General features: G+C 70.8%; 17 protein-coding genes. 4 read left to right on the top strand and 13 right to left on the bottom strand.

Annotated elements, in window-relative coordinates; translation table 11 throughout:
- Nucleotides 1-29 precede the first annotated feature (29 nt).
- The 5 genes from OHT01_RS11760 to rimP form a co-directional block, all read right to left on the bottom strand.
- Nucleotides 30-323, bottom strand: coding sequence for a DUF503 domain-containing protein (locus OHT01_RS11760; protein ID WP_328553090.1), 294 nt, complete (start codon nucleotides 321-323; stop codon nucleotides 30-32).
- 269 nt (nucleotides 324-592) lie between these two features.
- Nucleotides 593-3760 (bottom strand): translation initiation factor IF-2, encoded by a 3168-nt coding sequence (gene infB / locus OHT01_RS11765; RefSeq protein WP_328553091.1) that lies wholly within the window; start codon nucleotides 3758-3760, stop codon nucleotides 593-595.
- 149 nt (nucleotides 3761-3909) lie between these two features.
- Nucleotides 3910-4188 (bottom strand): YlxR family protein, encoded by a 279-nt coding sequence (locus OHT01_RS11770; RefSeq protein ID WP_328447442.1) that lies wholly within the window; start codon nucleotides 4186-4188, stop codon nucleotides 3910-3912.
- Between the two features lie 101 nt (nucleotides 4189-4289).
- Nucleotides 4290-5285 carry a transcription termination factor NusA gene (nusA, locus tag OHT01_RS11775; RefSeq protein ID WP_328553092.1) on the bottom strand — a complete coding sequence of 332 codons (996 nt, stop codon included), beginning with the start codon at nucleotides 5283-5285 and terminating at the stop codon, nucleotides 4290-4292.
- Nucleotides 5286-5287: 2 nt separating this feature from the next.
- Nucleotides 5288-5785 carry a ribosome maturation factor RimP gene (rimP, locus tag OHT01_RS11780; protein WP_328553093.1) on the bottom strand — a complete coding sequence of 166 codons (498 nt, stop codon included), beginning with the start codon at nucleotides 5783-5785 and terminating at the stop codon, nucleotides 5288-5290.
- Between the two features lie 252 nt (nucleotides 5786-6037).
- Here rimP and OHT01_RS11785 point away from each other — a divergent pair, with 252 nt between their 5' ends.
- Genes OHT01_RS11785 through OHT01_RS11795 form a run of 3 tightly spaced genes read left to right on the top strand, consistent with a single transcriptional unit; the run spans nucleotide 6038 to nucleotide 8166 of the window.
- Nucleotides 6038-6712 carry a hypothetical protein gene (locus tag OHT01_RS11785; protein WP_328553094.1) on the top strand — a complete coding sequence of 225 codons (675 nt, stop codon included), beginning with the start codon at nucleotides 6038-6040 and terminating at the stop codon, nucleotides 6710-6712.
- An 11-nt stretch (nucleotides 6713-6723) separates the two neighbouring features.
- The gene (locus OHT01_RS11790) at nucleotides 6724-7182 is read left to right on the top strand and encodes a ferritin-like domain-containing protein (RefSeq protein WP_328558090.1); all 459 of its coding nucleotides are present in this window, start codon (nucleotides 6724-6726) and stop codon (nucleotides 7180-7182) included.
- Nucleotides 7183-7221: 39 nt separating this feature from the next.
- Nucleotides 7222-8166 carry an aminoglycoside phosphotransferase family protein gene (locus OHT01_RS11795; RefSeq protein WP_328558091.1) on the top strand — a complete coding sequence of 315 codons (945 nt, stop codon included), beginning with the start codon at nucleotides 7222-7224 and terminating at the stop codon, nucleotides 8164-8166.
- Nucleotides 8167-8429: 263 nt separating this feature from the next.
- Here OHT01_RS11795 and OHT01_RS11800 read toward each other — a convergent pair whose 3' ends face one another.
- From OHT01_RS11800 to OHT01_RS11835, 8 genes are all read right to left on the bottom strand, one after another.
- Nucleotides 8430-10121 (bottom strand): proline--tRNA ligase, encoded by a 1692-nt coding sequence (locus tag OHT01_RS11800; RefSeq protein ID WP_328553095.1) that lies wholly within the window; start codon nucleotides 10119-10121, stop codon nucleotides 8430-8432.
- Nucleotides 10122-10192: 71 nt separating this feature from the next.
- On the bottom strand, nucleotides 10193-10762 hold the full coding sequence (locus OHT01_RS11805) for a GNAT family N-acetyltransferase (protein WP_328553096.1): 570 nt from the start codon (nucleotides 10760-10762) through the stop codon (nucleotides 10193-10195).
- A 61-nt stretch (nucleotides 10763-10823) separates the two neighbouring features.
- The gene (locus tag OHT01_RS11810) at nucleotides 10824-11672 is read right to left on the bottom strand and encodes a GNAT family N-acetyltransferase (protein ID WP_328553097.1); all 849 of its coding nucleotides are present in this window, start codon (nucleotides 11670-11672) and stop codon (nucleotides 10824-10826) included.
- Nucleotides 11673-12526: 854 nt separating this feature from the next.
- A complete protein-coding gene (ispG, locus tag OHT01_RS11815; RefSeq protein WP_328553098.1) occupies nucleotides 12527-13684 on the bottom strand; it encodes a flavodoxin-dependent (E)-4-hydroxy-3-methylbut-2-enyl-diphosphate synthase in 1158 nt (385 codons plus the stop codon).
- A 168-nt stretch (nucleotides 13685-13852) separates the two neighbouring features.
- Nucleotides 13853-15157, bottom strand: a complete 1305-nt coding sequence (locus tag OHT01_RS11820; RefSeq protein ID WP_328553099.1) for a M50 family metallopeptidase — start codon at nucleotides 15155-15157, stop codon at nucleotides 13853-13855.
- Nucleotides 15154-16410, bottom strand: a complete 1257-nt coding sequence (gene dxr / locus OHT01_RS11825) for a 1-deoxy-D-xylulose-5-phosphate reductoisomerase (RefSeq protein ID WP_328553100.1) — start codon at nucleotides 16408-16410, stop codon at nucleotides 15154-15156. Before dxr ends, OHT01_RS11820 begins: the two co-directional genes overlap by 4 nt.
- A gap of 201 nt (nucleotides 16411-16611) precedes the next feature.
- On the bottom strand, nucleotides 16612-19374 hold the full coding sequence (secA, locus tag OHT01_RS11830; RefSeq protein ID WP_328553101.1) for a preprotein translocase subunit SecA: 2763 nt from the start codon (nucleotides 19372-19374) through the stop codon (nucleotides 16612-16614).
- A gap of 155 nt (nucleotides 19375-19529) precedes the next feature.
- A complete protein-coding gene (locus tag OHT01_RS11835; protein WP_328553102.1) occupies nucleotides 19530-21461 on the bottom strand; it encodes an acyl-CoA dehydrogenase family protein in 1932 nt (643 codons plus the stop codon).
- A gap of 429 nt (nucleotides 21462-21890) precedes the next feature.
- Here OHT01_RS11835 and OHT01_RS11840 point away from each other — a divergent pair, with 429 nt between their 5' ends.
- Nucleotides 21891-22904, top strand: coding sequence for a LacI family DNA-binding transcriptional regulator (locus OHT01_RS11840; protein WP_328553103.1), 1014 nt, complete (start codon nucleotides 21891-21893; stop codon nucleotides 22902-22904).
- Nucleotides 22905-23023: the final 119 nt, after the last annotated feature.

Here is a 23023-nt window from a genome sequence, read left to right on the forward strand (position 1 = left end):
CTTCGCCTTGCGTGTTGCGTCGGTCTTCGTCAGTCTTCGTCGGTGTGGACTCTGCGTCGTACCGACAGCAGTTCCACCTCCGGTCGCGCCGCGACCAGTCGTTCGCACCGGTCCAGTACGTCCGTCAGGTGCATGGTGTCCCCGGAGACCACCGCCAGGCCGATCTCTGCCCTGCGGTGAAGGTCCTGGTTGCCCGTCTCGGCGGCACTCACCGCGTACTTCCGCTGGAGTTCGGCGACGATCGGCCGGACGAGAGAGCGTTTCTCCTTGAGCGAGTGAACGTCGCCGAGGAGCAGATCGAAGGACAGCGTCCCCACATACATGTGTAACCGGATGTCCCGCCGGTACGGGATAGATGGCCTGCCAATGCACTTGGCAGGGACATCAGAACCGTACAACGAACCACCGGCTCGCTCGACGGGGTTTCCGGGCCCCGGGCCGTTCGCCGCCCGGTGACCGGCCGCATGACCGGCCGGGGTCGGTGACACGCAGTTCCCCGCGCCCCGAGATGGGACGCGGGGAACCGCGTGATCCGGCAAAAGCCAGGCTGGCCGGCGGTGACTGCTCACCGCCGGCCAGCCTGGGAACCGCTTTACGAGCGCGGCTTCTCGCGCATCTCGTACGTCGCGATGACGTCGTCGACCTTGATGTCGTTGAAGTTGCCGAGGTTGATACCGCCCTCGAACCCTTCGCGGATCTCGGTGACGTCGTCCTTGAAGCGACGCAGCCCGGAGATGTTGAGGCTCTCCGCGATGACCTTGCCGTCGCGGACGAGTCGCGCCTTGGTGTTGCGCTTGACCTCGCCCGAGCGGACCAGGACACCGGCGATGTTGCCGAGCTTGGACGACTTGAAGACCTCGCGGATCTCCGCCGTGCCGAGCTCGACCTCCTCGTACTCCGGCTTGAGCATGCCCTTGAGGGCCGCTTCGATCTCCTCGATGGCCTGGTAGATCACCGAGTAGTACCGGACGTCGACGCCCTCGCGCTCCGCCATCTGCGCCGCGCGGCCCGCAGCGCGGACGTTGAAGCCGATGACGATGGCGTCGGAGCCGGTCGCCAGGTTGATGTCGGACTCGGTGACCGCACCCACACCGCGGTGCAGGACGCGGATGTCGACCTCGTCGCCGACGTCGAGCTGGAGCAGCGAGGACTCGAGAGCCTCCACCGAACCGGACGCGTCGCCCTTGATGATGAGGTTGAGTTCCTGCACCAGACCGGCCTTGAGGGCCTCGTCCAGGTTCTCCAGGGAGAACCGGACACCCCGGCGGGCGAAGTTGGCGTTGCGCTCACGCGCCGCGCGCTTCTCGGCGATCTGACGCGCCGTGCGGTCCTCGTCGACAACCAGGAAGTTGTCGCCGGCGCCCGGGACGTTGGTGAGACCCAGGACCAGGACGGGGGTCGACGGACCCGCTTCCTCGACGTTGTTGCCGTTGTCGTCGAGCATCGCCCGGACACGGCCGTACGCGTCGCCGACCACCATGGTGTCGCCGATGCGCAGCGTGCCGCGCTGGACCAGGACCGTCGAAACGGCACCGCGGCCGCGGTCGAGGTGGGACTCGATCGCGATGCCCTGCGCGTCCTGCTCCGGGTTGGCCCGCAGGTCGAGCGAGGCGTCCGCGGTCAGGACCACGGCCTCCAGCAGGGCGTCGATGTTCAGACCCTGCTTGGCGGAGATGTCGACGAACATCGTGTCGCCGCCGTACTCCTCGGCCACCAGACCGAACTCGGTGAGCTGACCGCGCACCTTGGTCGGGTCCGCGCCCTCGACGTCGATCTTGTTGACCGCGACCACGATCGGCACGTCGGCCGCCTTGGCGTGGTTCAGCGCCTCGATCGTCTGGGGCATCACACCGTCGTTGGCCGCCACCACGAGGATCGCGATGTCGGTCGACTTGGCACCACGGGCACGCATGGCGGTGAACGCCTCGTGACCGGGGGTGTCGATGAAGGTGATCTTGCGCTCTTCACCGTTGACCTCGGTCGCGACCTGGTACGCGCCGATGTGCTGCGTGATACCGCCGGCCTCGCCCGCGACGACGTTCGTCTTGCGGATGGTGTCGAGAAGGCGGGTCTTACCGTGGTCGACGTGACCCATGACGGTCACGACCGGCGGACGGACCACGAGGTCGTCCTCGTCGCCCTCGTCCTCGCCGAACTCGATGTCGAAGGACTCGAGCAGCTCGCGGTCCTCCTCCTCGGGGCTGACGATCTCGAGGACGAAGTTCATCTCGTCCGCGAGGAGCTTCAGCGTCTCGTCGGAGACGGACTGCGTGGCAGTGACCATCTCGCCGAGGTTCATCATCACGCCGACGAGCGACGCCGGGTTGGCGCCGATCTTCTCGGCGAAGTCGGTGAGGGAGGCACCGCGCGACAGGCGGACGGACTGTCCGTTGCCGCGAGGCAGCATCACGCCGCCGACGGACGGGGCCTGCATGGCCTCGTACTCCTGGCGCCTCTGCCGCTTCGACTTGCGACCACGACGCGCCGGACCGCCGGGACGGCCGAACGCACCCTGTGTGCCACCACGGCCACCGGGACCACCCGGACGACCGCCGAAGCCGGGACGACCGCCGCCACCGCCACCGGGACCACCGGGACGACCGGCGAAACCGCCGCCACCGCCACCGGGACCACCGGGACGACCGGCGAAACCGCCACCGCCGCCACCGGGACCGGCCGGACGACCGGCGAAGCCGCCACCGGGACGACCGCCGCCGCCACCGGGACCACCGGGACGACCGCCACCCGCACCGGGACCGCGGCCACCGGGGCCACCGCCGGGACGCGGGGAGCCCGCGGCCGGACGCTGAGGCATCATGCCGGGGTTCGGACGGTTACCGCCCGGACCGCCGCCGGGACGCGGAGCCTGCGGACGGGGCATGCCGCCCGGAGTGGGACGGGCACCGCCCGGACCGCCCTGCGGACGCGGAGCGCCGCCGGGACCGCCCTGGGGACGGGGAGCACGGTCCTGGCCGCCCGCGCCCTGCGGACGCGGACCACCGGGGGCACCGGCGCCACCGGGACGCGGGGCACCACCCGGACGGGGCGTCTGCGGACGCGCCATGCCGGTGGAGCCACCAGAGGTGAACGGGTTGTTGCCCGGACGGGGACCGGCCGGACGGGCACCGGGACGCGGAGCCTGGCCGCCGGGACGCGGGGCGCCACCCTGACGGTCGCCGCGCTCGGAACGCTCGGGACGCTCGGGACGGTCACCACGACCCTGACCACCCTGGCCGGGGCCACCGGCCGGACGGGCACCGGGACGCGGAGCCTGGCCCGCGGGACGCGGGGCGCCCGGACGGGGGGCACCCGCGGCGGGAGCCGAGGGGGTCGACGGCGCGACCGGCGCCGACGGCGGTGCGGTGAATTCGGCCGCGACCGGAGCCGGAGCCGCCGGAGCGGGCTTCGGGGCCGGCTTGGGACCGGGAGTCGGGCGCGGACCCGCGGCGGCCGGGGTGACCGGAGCAGTCGCGGGCGTCTCGGCCGCGGCCGGCTTCGGGGCCGGCGGGCGCGGGGCGGCCGGACGGGCCGCCTGCGCCGGAGAGGGGGCGCCCGGCTTCGCCGGGGCAGCCTTGCGCGGGGCGGGCTTGCCGCCACCGTTGCCCTGCTGGAGGGCATCTGTCAGTTTGCGTACGACGGGGGCCTCGATCGTCGAGGACGCCGAACGGACGAATTCACCGAGTTCTTGGAGCTTGGCCATGACGACCTTGCTCTCTACGCCGAACTCCTTGGCGAGTTCGTATACCCGGACCTTAGCCACTTCGCTCCTTTTAGGTCCGGGTCTGCGTCCGGACCGTCGCTACTTCATGGGCGTACTCATCGCGTGCTCATCGAGTGCTCATCGCAATCTCGACCTACTTCCAACTCGCGGAATACCAGGGCCGCACGGAGGTTCCGTACGACGCTCTCTTACGGGTTTGCCTGCTCGACGTAGAGGCGCAGCGCCTCGGTGTCGAGCGGTCCCGGAGCGCGCAGCGCCCGCGGGATCGCCCGGCGGCGGACCGCCAGATCGAGACAGACCAGAACGGGATGCACGTACGCACCCCGGCCGGGCAGCGTACCGCGATGATCGGGGGCGCATTCACCCTCGACCGCCACGATCCGCAGCAAGTCTCTCTTGGCCGCTCGCTCCCGGCACCCCACACAGGTGCGTTCAGGGCATGCGCGGGCTCGCGTCCGGCCAGACACTCTTAAGTCTACCTCCCCGTACCGACCTCACCCCTTTGGGGCAAGAATCGAACGGTTGTTGTCGTGATGTAAGCGATCCGCGGGCCGGATCTATTCCCGGCCTATTCCCCGCGCCGCTCGGGCTGCTCGGTGTCCGGACGGATGTCGATCCGCCAGCCGGTGAGGCGGGCGGCGAGGCGGGCGTTCTGGCCCTCCTTGCCGATCGCCAGCGAGAGCTGGTAGTCGGGGACCGTCACGCGCGCGGAGCGGGCCGCGAGGTCGACGACCTCGACCTTGGAGACACGGGCCGGCGAGAGCGCGTTCGCCACCATGTCGGCCGGGTCGTCCGACCAGTCCACGATGTCGATCTTCTCGCCGTTGAGCTCGGCCATCACGTTGCGCACCCGGCCGCCCATCGGGCCGATGCAGGCGCCCTTGGCGTTCAGACCGCTGCGGTTGGACCGGACGGCGATCTTCGTGCGGTGGCCGGCCTCGCGGGCGATGGCGGCGATCTCGACGGAACCGTCGGCGATCTCCGGAACCTCCAGCGCGAAGAGCTTCTTCACGAGGTTGGGGTGCGTACGGGACAGGGTCACGGACGGGCCGCGGACACCCTTCGCCACCCGTACGACGTACGAGCGCAGGCGCAGGCCGTGCTCGTAGTTCTCGCCGGGGACCTGCTCCTGCACCGGCAGGATGGCCTCCAGCTTGCCGATGTCGACCAGCACGTTCTTCGGGTCACGGCCCTGCTGGACCACACCGGTGACGATGTCGCCCTCGCGGCCCGCGTACTCGCCGAGGGTCGCGTCGTCCTGCGCGTCCCGCAGACGCTGCAGGATGACCTGCTTGGCGGTGGTCGCGGCGATCCGGCCGAACCCCGACGGGGTGTCGTCGAACTCGCGCGCCTCCTGCCCCTCCTCCAGATCCTCGGGGTCCTCCTTCGCCCACACGGTCACATGACCGGTCTCCCGGTCGAGTTTCACGCGCGCGCGACGGCGGCTTCCCTCGGTGCGGTGGTAGGCGATGAGGAGGGCCGACTCGATCGCCTCGACCAGCAGGTCGAAGGAGATCTCCTTCTCCCGCACCAAACCCCGCAGGGCGCTCATGTCGATGTCCACGGCTACGCCTCCTCTTCCTTCTTGTCCTTGCGGCTGAACTCGACCTGGACGCGGGCCTTGACGACGTCCGCGAAGGCGAGCCGCTTGGCGGTGGGCTTGCGCCCCTTCACGCCCGGCACTTCGACATCCAGACCGTCGTCGTCGACCCGCAGGATCCTGGCGAGCAGTTCTTCGTTGTCCGCCAGCTGGAACTTCACCAGGCGGTCGGTGGCGCGTACGTAGTGGCGGTGTTCCTTGAGCTCGCGCTCGGCACCGGGGGTTCCGACTTCGAGGGTGTACTCACCCGCGCCCATCGCGTCCGTCTCGTCGAGTTTCGCCGAGAGCGCGCGGCTCACATCGGCGATCGCGTCCAGGTCGGCACCTTCGTCCGAATCCACGACGACGCGCAGAACACGCTTGCGGCCTACGGTCTCCACTTCGATCTCTTCCAGATCGAGGCCCTGGGAGCTCACGAGCGGATCCAGGAGTTCTCGCAGCCTCTCGCTCTGGGTCGTGCTCATCCGGGTGACTCCTCGGCCGCGTGTGCTGTTGTGGGTTGGTCGCGTGTCAGCTCAAAGGGTATCCGGTCGCGGAGGGTGTTGCCGTCCACCGGGACGCGTGCGCTCGCGGCGGCGGGTACCGGAGGGCGTCCGTGAAATCGCGGCCGAGACAGTTGGAGGAGAGCCGCTGGGCGGTGATCGGCCGATGCGCGGGTACCGTGATCACGGGCAGCTCGCCCATACATTCGTACGAGCCCTCCGAGGACGTCTGCCGTGTCGTTCCCCCTGCCGTCGCGCACCCCGTCGGGTCCGCGCCGAAGGACCCTGCTCGCGGCCGCCGCGGGCGCCTTCGCGCTGGCCGGCTGTTCCGCTCCCGAGCCGTCCGGCGAAACGACGGGCGGCAGCCCCTCGGCCGCGGACCGGGCCCGCGCGCGTGCGGCCCGCGACAGCCTGACGCTCTCCGACCGGTACACGGCGGTGATCACCGCCCATCCGGAGCTGGCGGAGCGGCTCGTCCCGCTGCGGGCGGAGGTCTTCCGGCACGTGAAGGCGTTCGGAGGCGGCGACGCGGGGGCGTCGGCGTCCCCGGCCGCATCCACTTCGGCTTCGGCATCCGTGTCCGGGTCCGCTTCGCCCACGGCGTCCACCTCGTCCACGGCTTCCCCGTCCGGCTCTGCGTCCTCGGCGTCCGCGTCCTCGTCGGGGTCCCCGTCGGCTTCGAGCCCTACGTCCAGCACGGCGTCGGCGTCGGCGGCGGCCGGCGCCTCCCCCGGTGTGGCGACCCGGCCCAAGGACGCGCTCAGGGACCTCGCCGCCGCCGAACTCGCGTTCGCGGACGAGCGGACACGGGCCCTGGTGGAGGTTCCCGGTGAGCTCGCCCGGCTGCTCGCCTCGGTGGCGGCGGCCGGTGCGGCCCACGCGTTTCTGCTGACGAAGGCGGCCAAGTGAGCAAGCGGAAGATGACCGAGGAAGCCGAACTCAAGGCCACGCAGGCCGCGTTGGCCGCCGAGCACGCGGCCGTCTACGGCTACGGCGTGGTCGGCGGCCGGATCGGCGAGGCCCGGCAGCCGGACGCCCGGTCGGCGTACGACGCCCATCGGGCACGCCGGGACGAACTGGTGCGGGCCGTGAAGGACCTGGGCGGTACGCCCGAGGCCGCGTCGGCCGCGTACATGCTGCCGTTCCCGGTGACGGACACCGCCGCGGCCATACGGTTCGCGACCGAGCTGGAGGAGCGGGTGGCCGACGTGTACTCCGACCTCGTGCGCGCCGCCACGGGCGACCGGCGGCGCATGGCGGCCGGGGCGCTGCGGGAGGCCGCGGTCCGTGCGGTCCGCTGGAGCGGCGAGAGCGTAGCCTTCCCTGGGCTCGCCGAGCGGGCGGGCACCCCGTCCGCCACGGCACCCTCGCCGACGTAACGCGACCTGGAAGGGAACATCCCGCGCATGGACCCGCGCATGGCCTTCGAACCGCCGCAGCGCCTTCTCCGGGCGCTCGGCGAGACCCGCCGGAGCGGGCCGGAGGAGCCCGGCAAGGCCGACGAGTGGCTGGAGAAGCTGCCCGAGCTGGCCCGACAGGCCGTCGATCTGCGCGAGTTGACCGTGGAGCGGGTGCAGGCACCGGGCGGGCGCAGCAGTCTGGTCGTCCTGGTGCGGCAGGCCGACGGGACACCCGCCGTCCTGAAACTGGCACCCGACCGGGCGCGGCCGGAGAGCGAGCGGGCCGCGCTCGCCCACTGGGACGGCCGCGGCGCGGTCCGCCTCCTCGACCTCGGCGACACCGCCGACGTCCACGGCGCCCCGGGCGTCCTGCTGCTGGAGCGGCTGCACCCGGACCTCTCCGTCCGGTCGCTGCCCGAGGCGAAGGCCCTGCTGGAAGCGGCGGGGACGTTGCGCCGACTGTGGGTCGAGCCGCCCGCGGGCCCGGTCTTCGAGACCGTCGCGGAGCGGACCGGGCGGCAGGCCGAGGCCATGCGGACCACGGCCGAGACCGGTACCGGTACCGAGGTACGGGCCCTGGTCGACGCCGCGCTCGCGGCCCGGGACGAACTGCTGGCCGGGCCGCCCGAGGCACGGCTGCTGCACGGCACCTTCCGGCAGAGCAAGGTACTCGCCGGGGACCGCGCGCCCTGGCTGGCGGTGGGGCCGGACCCGGTGGTCGGCGAGTGCGCGTTCGACCTGGCCCGGCTGGTCCGCGACCGGGTCGAGGACCTGATCGCGTCGCCGTCGGGGGCGTCGATCACGCGCCGCCGGGTGAAGCGGCTGGCCGAGTCGCTGGACGTGGACCAGGAGCGGCTGCGCGGCTGGACCCTGTTCCGCGCCGTCGAGTCGGGCGTCCGGGCGGGCCGGGTCGGCCGCCTCCGCGACGCCGAACTGCTCCTGGAGTTCGCCGGCTGGCTCTAGCCCCTCGACTCCGCGTGCGCTCCTGCGAGTTCGGGGATCGATCACCGGCGTACCGCCACCGGGGCGCGGCACACCGCGGAGCGTCCGACGCACGACCCGCACGGCGCACGCCATATGACGGTCCGTCATGTCCTGTCCGGGCAAAGGCCCCGCACATGGCAAAGGCCCGCACGCGGCAGAAGAAGAGGCGCCCGCGCCGGGCAGACGAACGGCGACGCCCCGCCCCTCCTAAGAGGGGCCGCGGGCGCCGCCGGGTGAAACGGTCAGGCCGTCAGGCGGGCGATCGCCTCGTCGACGGTCAGTTCCTCGCGCTCGCCGGTACGGCGGTCCTTCAGCTCCACGACGCCCTCGGCCGAGCGGCGGCCGGCGACCAGGATCGTCGGGACGCCGATGAGCTCGGCGTCGGTGAACTTCACGCCCGGGGAGACACCGGCACGGTCGTCGACCAGGACGCGGACGCCCGCGGCACCGAGCTTCTCGGACACGTCGAGCGCCAGCTCGGTCTGGAGGGCCTTGCCCGCGGCGACCACGTGCACGTCGGCGGGAGCGATCTCCTTGGGCCAGCACAGTCCCTGGTCGTCCGCCGACTGCTCGGCCAGCGCGGCGACCGCGCGGGAGACGCCGATGCCGTACGAGCCCATGGTCACGCGGACCGGCTTGCCCTGCTGCCCGAGAACGTCGAGGCCGAAGGTGTCGGCGTACTTGCGGCCGAGCTGGAAGATGTGGCCGATCTCGATGGCGCGGTCCATCTTGAGGCCGGTGCCGCACGCGGGGCAGGGGTCGCCCTCCTGCACCACGACGACGTCGAGGTAGTCGTCGACCTCGAAGTCGCGGCCGGCCACGACGTTCTTCGCATGCTTGTTGATCTTGTTGGCGCCGGTGATCCAGGCCGTGCCGGGCGCGATGCGCGGGTCGGCGATGTAGCGGACCTTCTCCAGGCCCTGCGGGCCCACGTAGCCGCGTACGAGATCGCCCCGGCCCTCGAAGTCCTCGGCCGTGACGAGCTCGACGACGGCCGGGGCGAGGTGCTCGCCCAGCTTGCCGAGGTCGACCTCGCGGTCGCCGGGGACGCCCACGGCCACGATCTCGCCGTCGACCTTGACCAGCAGGTTCTTCAGGGTCGCGGAGGCGGGCACGCCGAGGTGCTCGGCGAGGGTCTCGATCGTCGGGGTGTCGGGGGTGTCCAGTTCCTCGACCGCGCCGTGCTCCTCGGAGACGGGCGTGAGCTTGAAGGTCACGGCCTCCGTGTTGGCGGCGTAGTCGCAGGCCGGGCAGTCCACGAAGGTGTCCTCGCCGGCGGCGGCGGGCGCGAGGAACTCCTCGGAGGCGGAGCCGCCCATGGCGCCGGAGACGGCGGACACGATGCGGTAGTCGAGGCCGATGCGCGCGAAGATCTTCTGGTAGGCCGCGCGGTGCAGCCCGTAGGACTCGGCGAGGCCCTCGTCCGTGATGTCGAAGGAGTACGAGTCCTTCATCTGGAACTCGCGGCCGCGCAGCACGCCGGAACGCGGGCGGGCCTCGTCGCGGTACTTCGTCTGGATCTGGTAGAGCATGACCGGCAGGTCCTTGTACGAGGCCACCTGGTCCTTCACGACCAGGGTGAAGATCTCCTCGTGCGTCGGGCCGAGCAGGTACTCCGCGCCCTTGCGGTCCTTGAGGCGGAAGAGGAGGTCGCCGTACTCCTCCCAGCGCGCCGAGGCCTCGTAGGGCTCCTTGGGCAGCAGGGCCGGAAGCAGGACCTCCTGGGCGCCGATCGCGTCCATCTCCTCGCGGACCACGCGGGAGATGTTGTCCAGGACCTTCTTGCCGAGCGGCAGCCAGGTCCAGATGCCCGCGGCGTTGCGCCGTACGTAGCCGGCGCGGACGAGCAGCTTGTGGCTGAGCGTCTCGGCGTCCGCCGGGTCGTCACGCAATGTCTTGACCATCAAACGGGACATGCGCTGGACCTGGGCCATGATTCTCGACTCCTGCTGCGTAAGGGTGATGCCTGGAGGTTAGCCGGGCAGCGGCCGTCCCCGGAAATCCATTAGCGGTGTCGCAGCGGAAGCGGGGCGCCCATCACGGCGTAAGGCTTGGGTGCGCTGGGGAACAGGACCTGCCGTGCGAGGTCCTCGTAGCCGAGCGAGCGGTACAGGCCGCGGGCCGGGCTGTCGAAGTCGATCGCGGAGAGGATCGAGCGCGGTTCGGTCGCGGTGTCCGTGATGGCGGTGATCAGCGCGCGGCCGACACCGCGGTTCTGGAACCGGGGGTGGACGTGCAGTTCGGTGATCACGAAGGAGTCGTCGAGCCAGCCGTCGTGGCCCCGGCCGCGCAGATACGGTTCGACGACGGTGGACCACCAGTGCGCGCGGTCGTTGGGCATGCCGTAGACGAAGCCGACCAGGCGTCCGTCGGCGGTGGTCGCGCCGAGCGCGTGGGCTCCCGGGTAGGTGATGTGGCGCAGCACGATCTGACGGCGTACGGCGATCTCGTCCGCGCCGAGCCCGAAGGCCAGCGCCTGCACGGCGAGCGCCTCGTCGACGCGCGCGGCGAGGTCCAGCGGGCCGAGGAGCACGTCGTCGGAGTCGCGGGGGCCGTGACCGGGGAAGCGCAGCATGCCGGGAGACTACCTGGCGGACAGCGGGACATGTGAGGTCCCGGCGAGCCCGCGCCGGGCGTCAGAACAGGACACTCATGAAGGCGCCGACCTCCTGGAACCCGACGCGGCGGTACGTGGCCCGCGCGGCCGTGTTGAAGTCGTTGACGTAGAGGCTGACGACGGGGGCGACATCGGCGAGGGCGTAGCGGAGCACGGCCGCCATGCCGGGGGCCGCCACCCCCTGTCCGCGGTACTCGGGGGCCACCCACACGCCCTGGATCTGGCAGGCCTGGGCGGTCGCGGCGCCGATCTCGGCCTTGAAGACGACCTTGCCGTGCCGGTCCAGGCGGGCGAAGGAGCGGCCGGAACCGACGAGTTCGGCCACGCGGGCCTGGTAGAGCAGGCCGCCGTCACCGGCCATCGGCGAGACGCCGACCTCCTCGGTGAACATGGCGACGCACGCCGGCATGATCGTCTCCATCTCGTCCTTGCGGATGCGGCGGACGTACGGATCCGGGGGGATGTCTGCGGGCAGCCGGTCGGTGACCATCAGCGGCTGGTTGGCGCGGACCTCGCGGGCCGGGCCCCAGCTCGGTTCGAGCAGCCGCCACAGCTGGGTGGTGGGTTCGGCGGGCCCGACGATCGAGGAGCAGCGGCGGCCGCCCCTGCGGGCCCGGTCGGCGAAGCCGCGCACGGCGCGCTGGGTGGCGCAGATCGGGACGAGGTTGGCGCCCGCGTAGCAGAGGGACTGGAGCATGCCGTCCTCGTACCAGCCCCACATCTCGCCGCCGAGCCGCCATGGGTCGAGCCCGGCGACCTGCACACGGGAAGCGACGAAAGCGTTCGCCACCGGCTCGCGGCCGAGGACGGCGAGCGCGGCGTCCAGGTCACTCGGTTCGAGGACCCTGGTGGTGGTCTGGGTCAACACGTACGGGGGCCTCACCCTGGGGTCTGCTGATTTCCGCACTGTACCTGGCGAGGTTGTGCCTCGCCCGCCCTCTTGCACGGGCTGACCGGCCGGGGGCCGGTGGCCACGGGCCCGGCGGACCCTGACGTGCGGCGGTGCGGGGCCGCTCGCACGGTCCCCCGCACTCCCGGAAACCTCTGTCCCGGCCGGGGCTCACGGGAACCCGGGCCGCTTCCCCCCGGGCTTCCCCGGAAGCCGGCTCCGGCTCCGGGGTCCCGGGAAACGCCGACCGGCCCCGGGCTGCCGAGTACCCAGCCGGGTCCGGAGCCCACGAGGAACCCCGCCCGGTCCGGGTCTTGCCGAGCACCACGGCCGTTTCCGGGATTCACCAGGCGCATGGGCTGATCCCAAGAGCCGCCGGGCGGTCCCTGCCTCGCCGAAGACGTGAACCGGGGCCGGATTCCATGAGAAACCTCGGCCGGTCCGGAGCACGCTGAGCACCTCGGCCGTTTCCGGGGTCAGCGAGCACCTGGGCTGTTCCCAGAATCACCGGGCACCTCGGCTGTTTCCGGATTCACCGGGAGCCGCAGGCGGTCCCTGCTCGCCGGGCACCTGAACCGGGTCCGGAGTCCACGAGAACCTCGCCGGTCCGGGGTCCGTCACGAACGCCGGCCGGGTACCCGGCCGGCAGGGCACTCGGGCTCGGTCCGGAAGCCCTGAGGAGCCTCCGCCGGGCCCGAGTCCGCCACGGACTCCGGCCCAGGTCCCAGGCTCGTCAGGCACCCAGCCGGGTCACGGGGGCGGCAGGAACCCCGGGCGGGCCCAGGTTCGCCGGGAACCTCGGGCCGTCCGGGGCGATGTGCGTGGGGCCGGTGTCAGCCGGCGACGGACACGGACGGCTCGCCGGAGGCGATGCCCTCGGCCTCCATCTGCTCGGCGAGCTTCATCGCCTCCTCGATCAGGGTCTCCACGATCTTCGACTCGGGGACGGTCTTGATGACCTCGCCCTTGACGAAGATCTGGCCCTTGCCGTTGCCGGAGGCGACACCGAGGTCGGCCTCGCGGGCCTCGCCCGGACCGTTCACGACGCAGCCCATGACGGCGACGCGCAGCGGGACCTCCATGCCGGTGAGGCCGGCGGTGACTTCCTCGGCCAGCTTGTAGACGTCGACCTGGGCGCGGCCGCAGGACGGGCAGGAGACGATCTCCAGGCCGCGCTGCTTGAGGTTCAGCGACTCCAGGATCTGCAGACCGACCTTGACCTCCTCCACCGGCGGGGCCGACAGGGAGACGCGGATGGTGTCGCCGATGCCCTCGGAGAGCAGGGCGCCGAACGCGACCGCGGACTTGATGGTGCCCTGGAAGGCGGGGCCGGCCTCGGTCACGCCGAGGTGCAGCGGGTAGTCGCAGGCGGCGGAGAGCTGGCGGTAGGCGTTGACCATGACGACCGGGTCGTTGTGCTTGACCGAGATCTTGATGTCCCGGAAGTCGTGCTCCTCGAAGAGGGAGGCCTCCCAGAGCGCGGACTCGACCAGCGCCTCGGGCGTCGCCTTGCCGTACTTCTGGAGCAGGCGCCTGTCGAGCGAGCCCGCGTTGACGCCGATCCGGATCGGGGTGCCGGTGTCCTTCGCGGCCCGCGCGATCTCCTTGACCTGGTCGTCGAACTGCTTGATGTTGCCAGGGTTGACGCGGACGGCGGCACAGCCGGCGTTGATCGCGGCGAAGACGTACTTCGGCTGGAAGTGGATGTCCGCGATCACCGGGATCTGGGACTTGCGGGCGATCGTGGCGAGCGCGTCGGCGTCGTCCTGGGTGGGACAGGCGACGCGCACGATCTGGCAGCCGGAGGCGGTCAGCTCGGCGATCTGCTGAAGCGTGGCGCCGACGTCCGACGTACGCGTGGTCGTCATCGACTGCACCGAGACGGGTGCGTCTCCACCCACGGCCACGGTCCCGACCTGGATCTGCCGGGTCTTGCGGCGCTCGGCCAGCTTGGTCGGAACGGACGGCATGCCGAGAGAAATCGCAGTCATCTGCTGTGCAACCCCAAGTTGTGGATCAAGGTCCCGGAATCGTGGGCTCCAGGCTTCGAGATTACGGTACGGGCGCGCCACCGAGCACATCACGCCCCCGCCCCTAAACCCACTCAATGGAAGGCGGCCGGACACCCAGGGTGTCCGGCCGCCTTCAACGCAGGCTCACTAGGAGATTTTGACCGGGTTGACGACATCCGCCACGAGCACCAGCAAGGTGAAGCAGACGAAGATCCCCGCCACCACGTAGGCGACCGGCATCAGCTTCGCCACGTCGAAGGGGCCCGGGTCGGGCCGCTTCAGGACCTTGGCCGTGTTGCGGCGCAGGGCCTCCCACAGCGCGCCCGCGATGTGCCCGCCGTCGAGCGGGAGCAGCGGGAGCATGTTGAACAGGAACAGGGAGAGGTTGAACCCGGCGACCAGCAGCAGCATCATCGCGACCTGCTGGGACGCGGGGATGTCCAGGGTGAAGACATCGCCGCCGATGCGGGCCGCGCCGACCACGCCCATCGGGGAGTCGGCCTTGCGGGGGCCGTCGCCGAAGGCCGCGTTCCACAGGTCGGGGACCTTGCCGGGCAGCGAGACCAGGGACTCGACGCCGTTCTGCATCATGTCGCCCATGCGGTTCACGGACTCGCCGAAGGACTGCTCGACGATGCCGGAGGCGGGCGTGAAGCCGAGGAAGCCGGCGTACACGTACTTGCCCTCGACGTAGCCGCCGTTGCCGTCGGTCTTGCTCACCTGGTTCTTGATCAGGTGAGCCTTCAGCGGGAGCTGCTGCCCCTTGCGCTCGACGGTGATCGTGACGTCCTTGCCGGGGTTGGCCCGGATGGCGTACTGCAGGGCCGACCAGTCGTCGACGGGCTTGCCGTTGAACGCGACGATCTTGTCGCCGCCCTTGAGGCCGGCGGCCTTGGCGGGCGCCGCCTGGTCGTTCGCCGCGCACTTGGTGCGGTTCTCGCTCTGCTGGATGACGCAGTCCGAGACCTTGCCGACCGTGGTGGTCTGGGTCTGGACGCCGAACGTCATCATCACGCCGAGGAAGATCGCGACGGCCAGGATCAGGTTCATGAAGGGACCGGCGAACATCACGATCACGCGCTTCCACGGCTTGCGCGTGTAGAAGAGGCGGGTCTCGTCGCCGGGCTGCAGTTCCTCGAAGGCCGCCGACCGGGCGTCCTCGATCATGCCCCGGAAGGGGGAGGTCGCGCGGGCCTCGATGCGGCCGTCCGGGCCGGGCGGGAACATGCCGATCATGCGGATGTAGCCGCCGAGCGGGACGGCCTTGATGCCGTACTCGGTGTCACCCTTCTTGCGCGACCAGATGGTCGGGCCGAAGCCGACCATGTACTGCGGCACCCGGATGCCGAAGAGCTTGGCCGTCGACAGATGTCCCAGCTCGTGCCACGCGATCGAGATCAGCAGCCCGAGCACGAAGACGACTATGCCGAGGATCATCATCAGGGTCGTCATGCACGAGCCTCCGCGGTTGTCGTCTGTGCCGTCAGTTCACGGGCCCGGGCGCGCGCCCAGGTCTCCGCTTCGAGGACGTCCACGAGGGTCAGGGAAGTTCCCGTACGCGGTGTGCCGTGTTCCTCGACGACCCGGGTGACGGTCTCCATGATCCCGTTGAACGGCAGTATGCCGTTCAGGAACGCGTCCACGCACTCCTCGTTGGCGGCATTGAACACCGCCGGGGCCGTACCCGCGAGCCGCCCCACGTGCCGGGCGAGTCCGACGGCCGGGAAGGCGTCGTTGTCGAGCGGGAAGAACTCCCAGCTCGACGCCTTCGTCCAGTCGAAGGCGGGCGCCGCGTCCGGGACGCGTTCGGGCCAGCCGATGCCGATGGCGATCGGCCCCCGCATGTCGGGGGGCGTCGCCTGCGCGATCGTCGAGCCGTCCGTGAATTCCACCATCGAGTGGACATACGACTGCGGGTGCACGACCACCTCAATCCGATCGAAGGGAATGTCGTAGAGGAGGTGCGCCTCGATGACTTCCAGTCCCTTGTTGACCAAGGTCGCGGAGTTGACCGTGATGACCGGGCCCATGGCCCAGGTGGGGTGCGCGAGGGCGTCGGCCGGCGCCACGTCCGCCAGTTCGGCCTTCGTACGGCCCCGGAACGGGCCCCCGGAGGCGGTCACGACGAGTTTGCGCACCTCCGCGCGGGTGCCCGAGGCCAGCGCCTGGAACAGGGCCGCGTGCTCGGAGTCGACCGGGATGATCTGGCCGGGCTTGGCCAGCGCCTTCACCAGCGGCCCGCCGACGATGAGCGACTCCTTGTTGGCGAGCGCGAGGGTGCGGCCCGCCTCCAGGGCGGCGAGGGTGGGCGCGAGGCCGATGGAACCCGTGATGCCGTTGAGGACGGTGTGGCAGTCGGAGGCGGCGACCTGGGTGGCCGCGTCGGGTCCGGCCAGGATGTCGGGAAGGGTCTCACCGGGGGCGTAATGGGCCGCGAGGGCCTCCCTGAGCGCCGGGACGGCGTCCTCGCGCGCCACGGCGACGGTCCGTACCCGCAGCTTGTGGGCCTGCTCGGCGAGCAGGGCGACCCGGCCGCCGGCGGCGGACAGCGCGGTGACCCGGAACCGGTCGGGGTTGCGCAGCACGAGGTCGATGGCCTGGGTGCCGATCGAGCCGGTGGATCCGAGGATCACGACATCCCGGACTCCGTCCACGGGGTCGAAGACGAGATGCGGATCGGCGAGGGGGGCTGGACTGTCGCTCATCCCCCCATTGTGGCCGCATCGCGTGCGCCGGAGGACAGGGCGTCCCTCATTCCCGCCGCCGCTCCCCCGGTTCCCGGTGCCCGGGCGGGTTCCGAGGCCGCCGCGAGGGGGAGCGGCCGGTGCGGGCGTCGGCGGGCGGGTGTCCGGCCGCGGGGGTTCCCGCGCGGCCGGGAACCGTACTGAACCGCAGGTCAGCGGCCCTCAGTGCTTGCGGCGCCGCTCGGGTCCGGGCCTCGGGGGCCTGGGGCGGTCTCGCTCGGGCTGACTGTCGGCGGGTCCGGGAGCGGCCGGCGCGGTCCCGGGCTGCTGTCCAGGGGCGAACGCGCCTTCGACCACCCCGTCGGCCGTGTCGAGGGTCGGCGCGGTGAAGAGAAGGCGGTCGGTCGGGTCGCGCCGGTCCGGGGGCCCGGTCGCCGGGGCCGCGGTGTCGAGGTTGAAGACGTAGCCGACGGACTCCTCCTTGATGGCGTCGGTCATGGCTCCGTACATGTCGAAGCCCTCGCGTTCGTACTCGACGATCGGTTCGCGGCCGAGGGTCCAGCGCAGGCCGATGCCGTCGCGCAGGTAGTCCATCTCGTAGAGGTGCTCGCGCCATTTGCGGTCGAGGACGGAGAGGACGACGAGGCGTTCCAGGTCGCGCAGGGTCCCGGGGCCGAGTGCTGTCTCGCGCTCCTCGTAGCGGGCGCGGATGTCGTCGGTCACCGCCTCGGCGACCCGCGCGGTGGTCAGGTCGTCGCGGCCGCCGTGGCGCTCCTCCAGTTCCTCGACGGTGATCCCCACGGGGTACAGCTGCCCGAGCACGCCCCACAGGCGCTCCAGGTCCCATTCCTCCGCGAAGCCCTCGCCGGTCTCCTGCTCGACGTACGCGCGGACGGTGTCCTCCATGAAGTGGACGATCTGGTCGCGCAGGTCCTCACCTGCGAGGACGCGGCGGCGTTCGGCGTAGATGAGCGTGCGCTGCCGGTTGAGTACCTCGTCGAACTTCAGGACGTCCTTGCGGGACTCGAAGTGCTGCTGTTCGAGCTGTGCCTGGGCGGCGGCGATGGCGCGGGTGACCATCTTGTTCTCGATGGGCAGGTCGTCGGGGACGTTCGTCATGGACATCACGCGGTCGACGACGTTGGCCCGGAACAGCCGCATCAGGTCGTCCTCCAGCGAGAGGTAGAAGCGGGAGGCGCCGGGGTCGCCCTGCCGGCCGGAGCGGCCGCGAAGCTGGTTGTCGATGCGCCGTGACTCGTGGCGCTCGGTGCCCAGTACGTAGAGGCCGCCGAGCTCCTTGACCGCCTCGTGCTCGGATTCGACGGCGGAGGTGATCCGGTCGAGCACCCTGCGCCGCTCCTCCGGGTCGGCGTCCTCGCCCGCCTCGGCGATCGCCATGGCCTCCGGGTTGCCGCCGAGCATGATGTCGGTGCCGCGGCCCGCCATGTTGGTGGCGACGGTGACGGCGCCCCGGCGTCCGGCCTGGGCGACGATCTGGGCCTCGCGTTGGTGGTTCTTGGCGTTGAGGACCTCGTGCCGGATGCCCTGCCGGCGCAGGCGGGTGGAGAGCACCTCGGACTTCTCCACCGAGGTGGTGCCGACCAGGACGGGCTGGCCGCGTGCGTGCCTCTCGGCGATGTCGGCGAGGATCGCGGCGTACTTCGCCTCCTCCGTGCGGTAGATCTGGTCGGGGTCGTCGCGCCGGACCATGGGCCGGTTGGTGGGGATCGGGACGACGTGCAGGTGGTAGATCTGGTGGAACTCGGCCGCCTCGGTCATGGCGGTGCCGGTCATGCCGGCGAGCTTGTCGTAGAGGCGGAAGAAGTTCTGGAGGGTGATCGTGGCGAGGGTCTGGTTCTCGTCCTTGATCGTGACGCCTTCCTTGGCCTCGATGGCCTGGTGCAGTCCCTCGTTGTAGCGGCGGCCCGCGAGAATCCGGCCGGTGTGCTCGTCGACGATCAGCACCTCGCCGTCCACGACGACGTAGTCCTTGTCCTTCTTGAAGTGCTCCTTGGCCTTGAGGGCGTTGTTGAGGTGGCCGATCAGCGGGGTGTGGTCGGACTCGTAGAGGCTGTCGATGCCGAGCTGGTCCTGGAGGTACTCGACGCCGGGGTCCAGGATCGACACCGTGCGGGTCTTCGGGTCGTACTCGTAGTCGTGCCGCATCCGCAGTCCGGCGAGGCGGTCCTTGTCGGCCTGCGTGGTGAACCGCTCCTCCTGCACCCGTACGCCCTTCATGTGCCGGGCGAACTCGGCGAAGGCCTCGTACCAGTGGGTGGGCTGGTCGGCCGGGCCGGAGATGATCAGCGGGGTGCGGGCCTCGTCGATGAGGATGGAGTCGGCCTCGTCGACGATCGCGAAGTGGTGGCCGCGCTGGACGAGTTCGTCCTGGGACCGGGCCATGTTGTCGCGCAGGTAGTCGAAGCCGAACTCGGTGTTGGTGCCGTAGGTGATGTCGCAGGCGTACTGGGCACGCCGTTCGGCGGGGGTCGACTCCGTCCTCACGACGCCGACGGTCAGTCCGAGGAAGCGGTACGCGCGTCCCATCCACTCGGCGTCCCGCCGGGCCAGGTAGTCGTTGACCGTGACGAGGTGGACCCCCTGGCCCGCGAGGGCGTTCAGATACACCGGCAGGGTGCCGACGAGGGTCTTCCCCTCGCCGGTCTGCATCTCGGCGATGTCGCCGTGGTGCAGCGCCGCTCCGCCCATGATCTGTACGTCGAAGTGGCGCATGCCGAGAACGCGGCGGGACGCCTCGCGCATCGCGGCGAAGGCCTCGGGCAGCAGGTCGTCGAGGCTCTCACCGGCCGCGTGACGGTCCTTGAACTCCGGCGTGAGAGCCTGGAGTTCCTCGTCGGTGAGCGCTACGAACTCCTCCTCCAGGGAGCCCACCTGCGCGGCGAGGCGTTCGAGGCGGCGCAGTACCCGGCCCTCGCCCGCCCGCATGATCCTGCCGGTGATGGCGTCGAGACCTTTTCCTGGCATGGGAATTCCCTCGCAAGTCCCCGTTCGCCGTTCCGTTCATTGTTGACGCACAGCCTCGGTGCGGCAAGCAGCGGAACGGCGGACGGGACCTCTGCGCATCACTGTGTGCTACTGGGTGTCACGGGGAATTCCTGATCGGCGCCGGGGAAGGCGAATCAGCGAATGGGCCGGTGGACGTTTTCCCGGGTGCTCGCGCCCGGTGTGGCGTCGGCGATCCAGGGGCCTTCGCCCGACGGGTCGAGAACGCCTTCCTCCAGCCAGGTGTAGGTGCCCGACAGGACGCCCTTGACGACCTTGCGGTCGAGGTCGTCGGTGTTGGTCCACAGCCGTCCGAAGAGTTCCTCGACGCGGATGCGGGACTGCCGGCAGAAGGCGTCCGCGAGCTGGTAGGCCTCGCGGCCGTGCTCGCCGGTGGTGCGCAGGAGTTCGGCCCGTACACAGGCCGCGCTCATCGCGAAGAGCTCGGCGCCGATGTCGACGATCCGGCCCAGGAAGCCCTGCTTGGTCTCCATCCGGCCCTGCCAGCGCGACATCGCGTAGAAGGTGGACCGGGCGAGCTTGCGGGCGCTGCGCTCGACGTAGCGCAGATGCGGGGAGAGGTCCACGTCATGGCGGAACTCGTGGTACGAGCGCGGGAGTTGACCGGCACCCGCGACCAGTTTCGGCAGCCACCTGGCGTAGAAGAGCCCGGCGTTCGCGCCTGCCTTCGCCTTGTCCGAGAGGGCCTTGTCGGGGTCGATGAGGTCACCGGCCACCTTGAGGTGGGCGTCGACGGCCTCCCGGGCGATCAGCAGGTGCATGATCTCCGTGGAGCCCTCGAAGATGCGGTTGATGCGCAGGTCGCGCAGGACCTGCTCGGCGGGGACGGCGCGCTCGCCGCGGGCCGCCAGTGACGCGGCCGTCTCGAAGCCGCGGCCGCCGCGGATCTGGACCAGTTCGTCGGCCATCAGGCAGGCCATCTCGGAGCCGTACAGCTTGGCGAGGGCCGCTTCGATGCGGATGTCGTTGCGGTTCTCGTCGGCCATCTGCGACGACAGGTCGAGAACGGCTTCGAGCGCGAAGGTGGTGGCCGCGATGAAGGAGATCTTGGAGCCGACGGCCTCGTGGAGGGCGACCGGCTTGCCCCACTGCTCGCGCACCGCCGACCACTCACGGGCGATCTTCAGGCACCACTTGCCCGCGCCGACGCACATGGCGGGCAACGAGAGGCGGCCGGTGTTGAGGGTGGTGAGGGCGATCTTCAGGCCCGCCCCCTCGGGGCCGATGCGGTTGGCGGCCGGCACCCGTACCCGGTGGAGGCGGGTGACGCCGTTCTCCAGGCCGCGCAGGCCCATGAAGGCGTTGCGGTTCTCGACGGTGACGCCCTCCGAGGCGGCTTCCACCACGAAGGCCGTGATGCCGCCCTTGTGGCCCTCGGACTTCGGGACGCGGGCCATGACGACGAGGAGATCCGCGACGACGCCGTTGGTCGTCCACAGCTTCACCCCGTCGAGGATGTAGTCGTCGCCCTCGGGTACGGCGGTCGTGGCGAGCCGCGCCGGGTCGGAGCCCACGTCCGGCTCGGTGAGCAGGAACGCGGAGATGTCGGTGCGGGCGCAGCGCGGCAGGAAGGTGTCCCGCTGCTCCTGGGTGCCGAAGAGTTTCAGCGGCTGCGGTACGCCGATCGACTGATGGGCGGAGAGCAGCGCGCCGAGCGCCGGGTTCATGGAGCCGACCAGGGCGAGGGCCTTGTTGTAGTACACCTGGGTGAGACCGAGACCGCCGTACTTGGTGTCGATCTTCATACCGAGGGCACCGATCTCCTTGAGCCCGGTGATGGTCTCGTCCGGGATGCGCGCCTCGCGCTCGATCCGGGCGGAGTCGATCTTCGTCTCGCAGAAGTCGCGCAGTTTGGCCAGGAACTCCTCGCCGCGCTGGGTGTCCTCGTCCGCGGGGAGCGGGTGGGGGTGGATCAGGTCGAGCCGGAAGCGGCCGAGGAAGAGTTCCTTGGCGAAGCTGGGCTTGCGCCAGTCCTGTTCGCGCGCGGCCTCGGCGACCTGTCGGGCCTCACGTTCGGTGACTGTGGGCTTCTGGGGTGTTGCGGACATGAGGCTCACCTCGCCGCGAATAGGGATCTTGGGGCTGTTCGTTACCGAACGGTTCTACTCGATCGTATTTACCGGATTCCCGGTGACCCCACCAGTCCTCGCGCAACGTTCGGCCCCATGGGCGCCCCCTCGGGACCCCGGCCGGCACCGCTCCTCCTCCGGGTCCCGCCCCCTGGGAGAGGCCCGGTCGGCGGTGTTGCGCCGAGACCCCCATCCGGGGGACGGTCTGGGTACGCCGGACATACGCCGGACAGGGGGCCTGCTCACCGCTCGCCGGGGCACCGAACCGCGGCCAGGAATTTCGTTGTCGAAGCGCTTCGACAACCTATGGACACGCTTCCTCCACCGGGCTAATGTCGAGCCACCCTCACTCGCCCCTATCCGTACCGCGCGCACTGTCGAAGCGCTTCACAAAGCTTGGAGAGCTGGATGGTCACCCTCGCCGAGGTCGCCCAGCACGCCGGAGTCTCCGCGAGCACGGTGAGCTATGTCCTCAGCGGCAAGCGGTCCATCTCCGCGGGCACCCGGCAGCGGGTCGAACAGAGCATCCAGGAGCTCGGCTACCACCCGAACGCGGGCGCCCGCGCCCTGGCGAGCAGCCGGTCCAACATCATCGCGCTGATGGTCCCGCTCCGCACCGACATGTACGTACCCGTGATGATGGAGATCGCCATCGCGGTGGCCACGAACGCCCGGACGCACGGCTACGACGTCCTGCTGCTCACCGGCGAGGAGGGGCCCGACGCGGTGCGCCGGGTCACCGGCAGCGGGCTGGCCGACGCGATGATCCTGATGGACGTCGAACTCGACGACGAGCGGCTGCCGTTGCTGCGCGAGACGGACCAGCCGTCCGTGCTGATCGGCCTGCCCGCCGACACCACGGGCCTGACCTGCGTCGACCTCGACTTCGGGGCGACGGGCGCGCTGTGCGCCGAGCATCTGGCACTGCTCGGCCACCGTGACATCGCTGTCATCGGCGAGGCGCCCGCCGTCTACGAGCGTCACACCGGTTTCGCCGAGCGCACGCTCGACGGACTGCGCTCCCGCTCCAGGGAACTGGGGCTGCGTGTGCTGCACCGCCCGTGCGAGGGCGGCTACGACGCGATGGCCCTCACCCTCGCCCGCATCCTCGACGAACGCCCCGGGACCACGGGCTTCGTCGTGCAGAACGAGTCGGCGGTCGAACCGCTGCTGGCGCTGCTGCGCGGCAAGGGCCGTGCCGTGCCCGAGGACGTGTCGGTGATCGCGATCTGCCCGGACCAGGTCGCCACCCAGGCCTCGGTGCGGCTGACCTCGGTCGCCATCCCCGCGCAGGACATGGGCCGGCACGCCGTCGAGCACCTGATCGCCAAGCTCGAAGGCCACGGCAAGGACGAAGTCGTACTGATCGCTCCGGAGTTGACGGTACGGGCGAGCACGGGTCCGGCGCCGACCGCTCCCTGACCCGGCCCGGACCGGGCCCCTCCAGGCCACCCCTCCCGGCTCCCTCCCCTGCTCCCTTCCCGGGCTCCCTCACAGGAACCTCGCGCCCCCGCGGGGCACCCCGCTGTCCGCACCCCTCC

This window comes from Streptomyces sp. NBC_00358 (assembly GCF_036099295.1).
GTDB lineage: Bacteria > Actinomycetota > Actinomycetes > Streptomycetales > Streptomycetaceae > Streptomyces.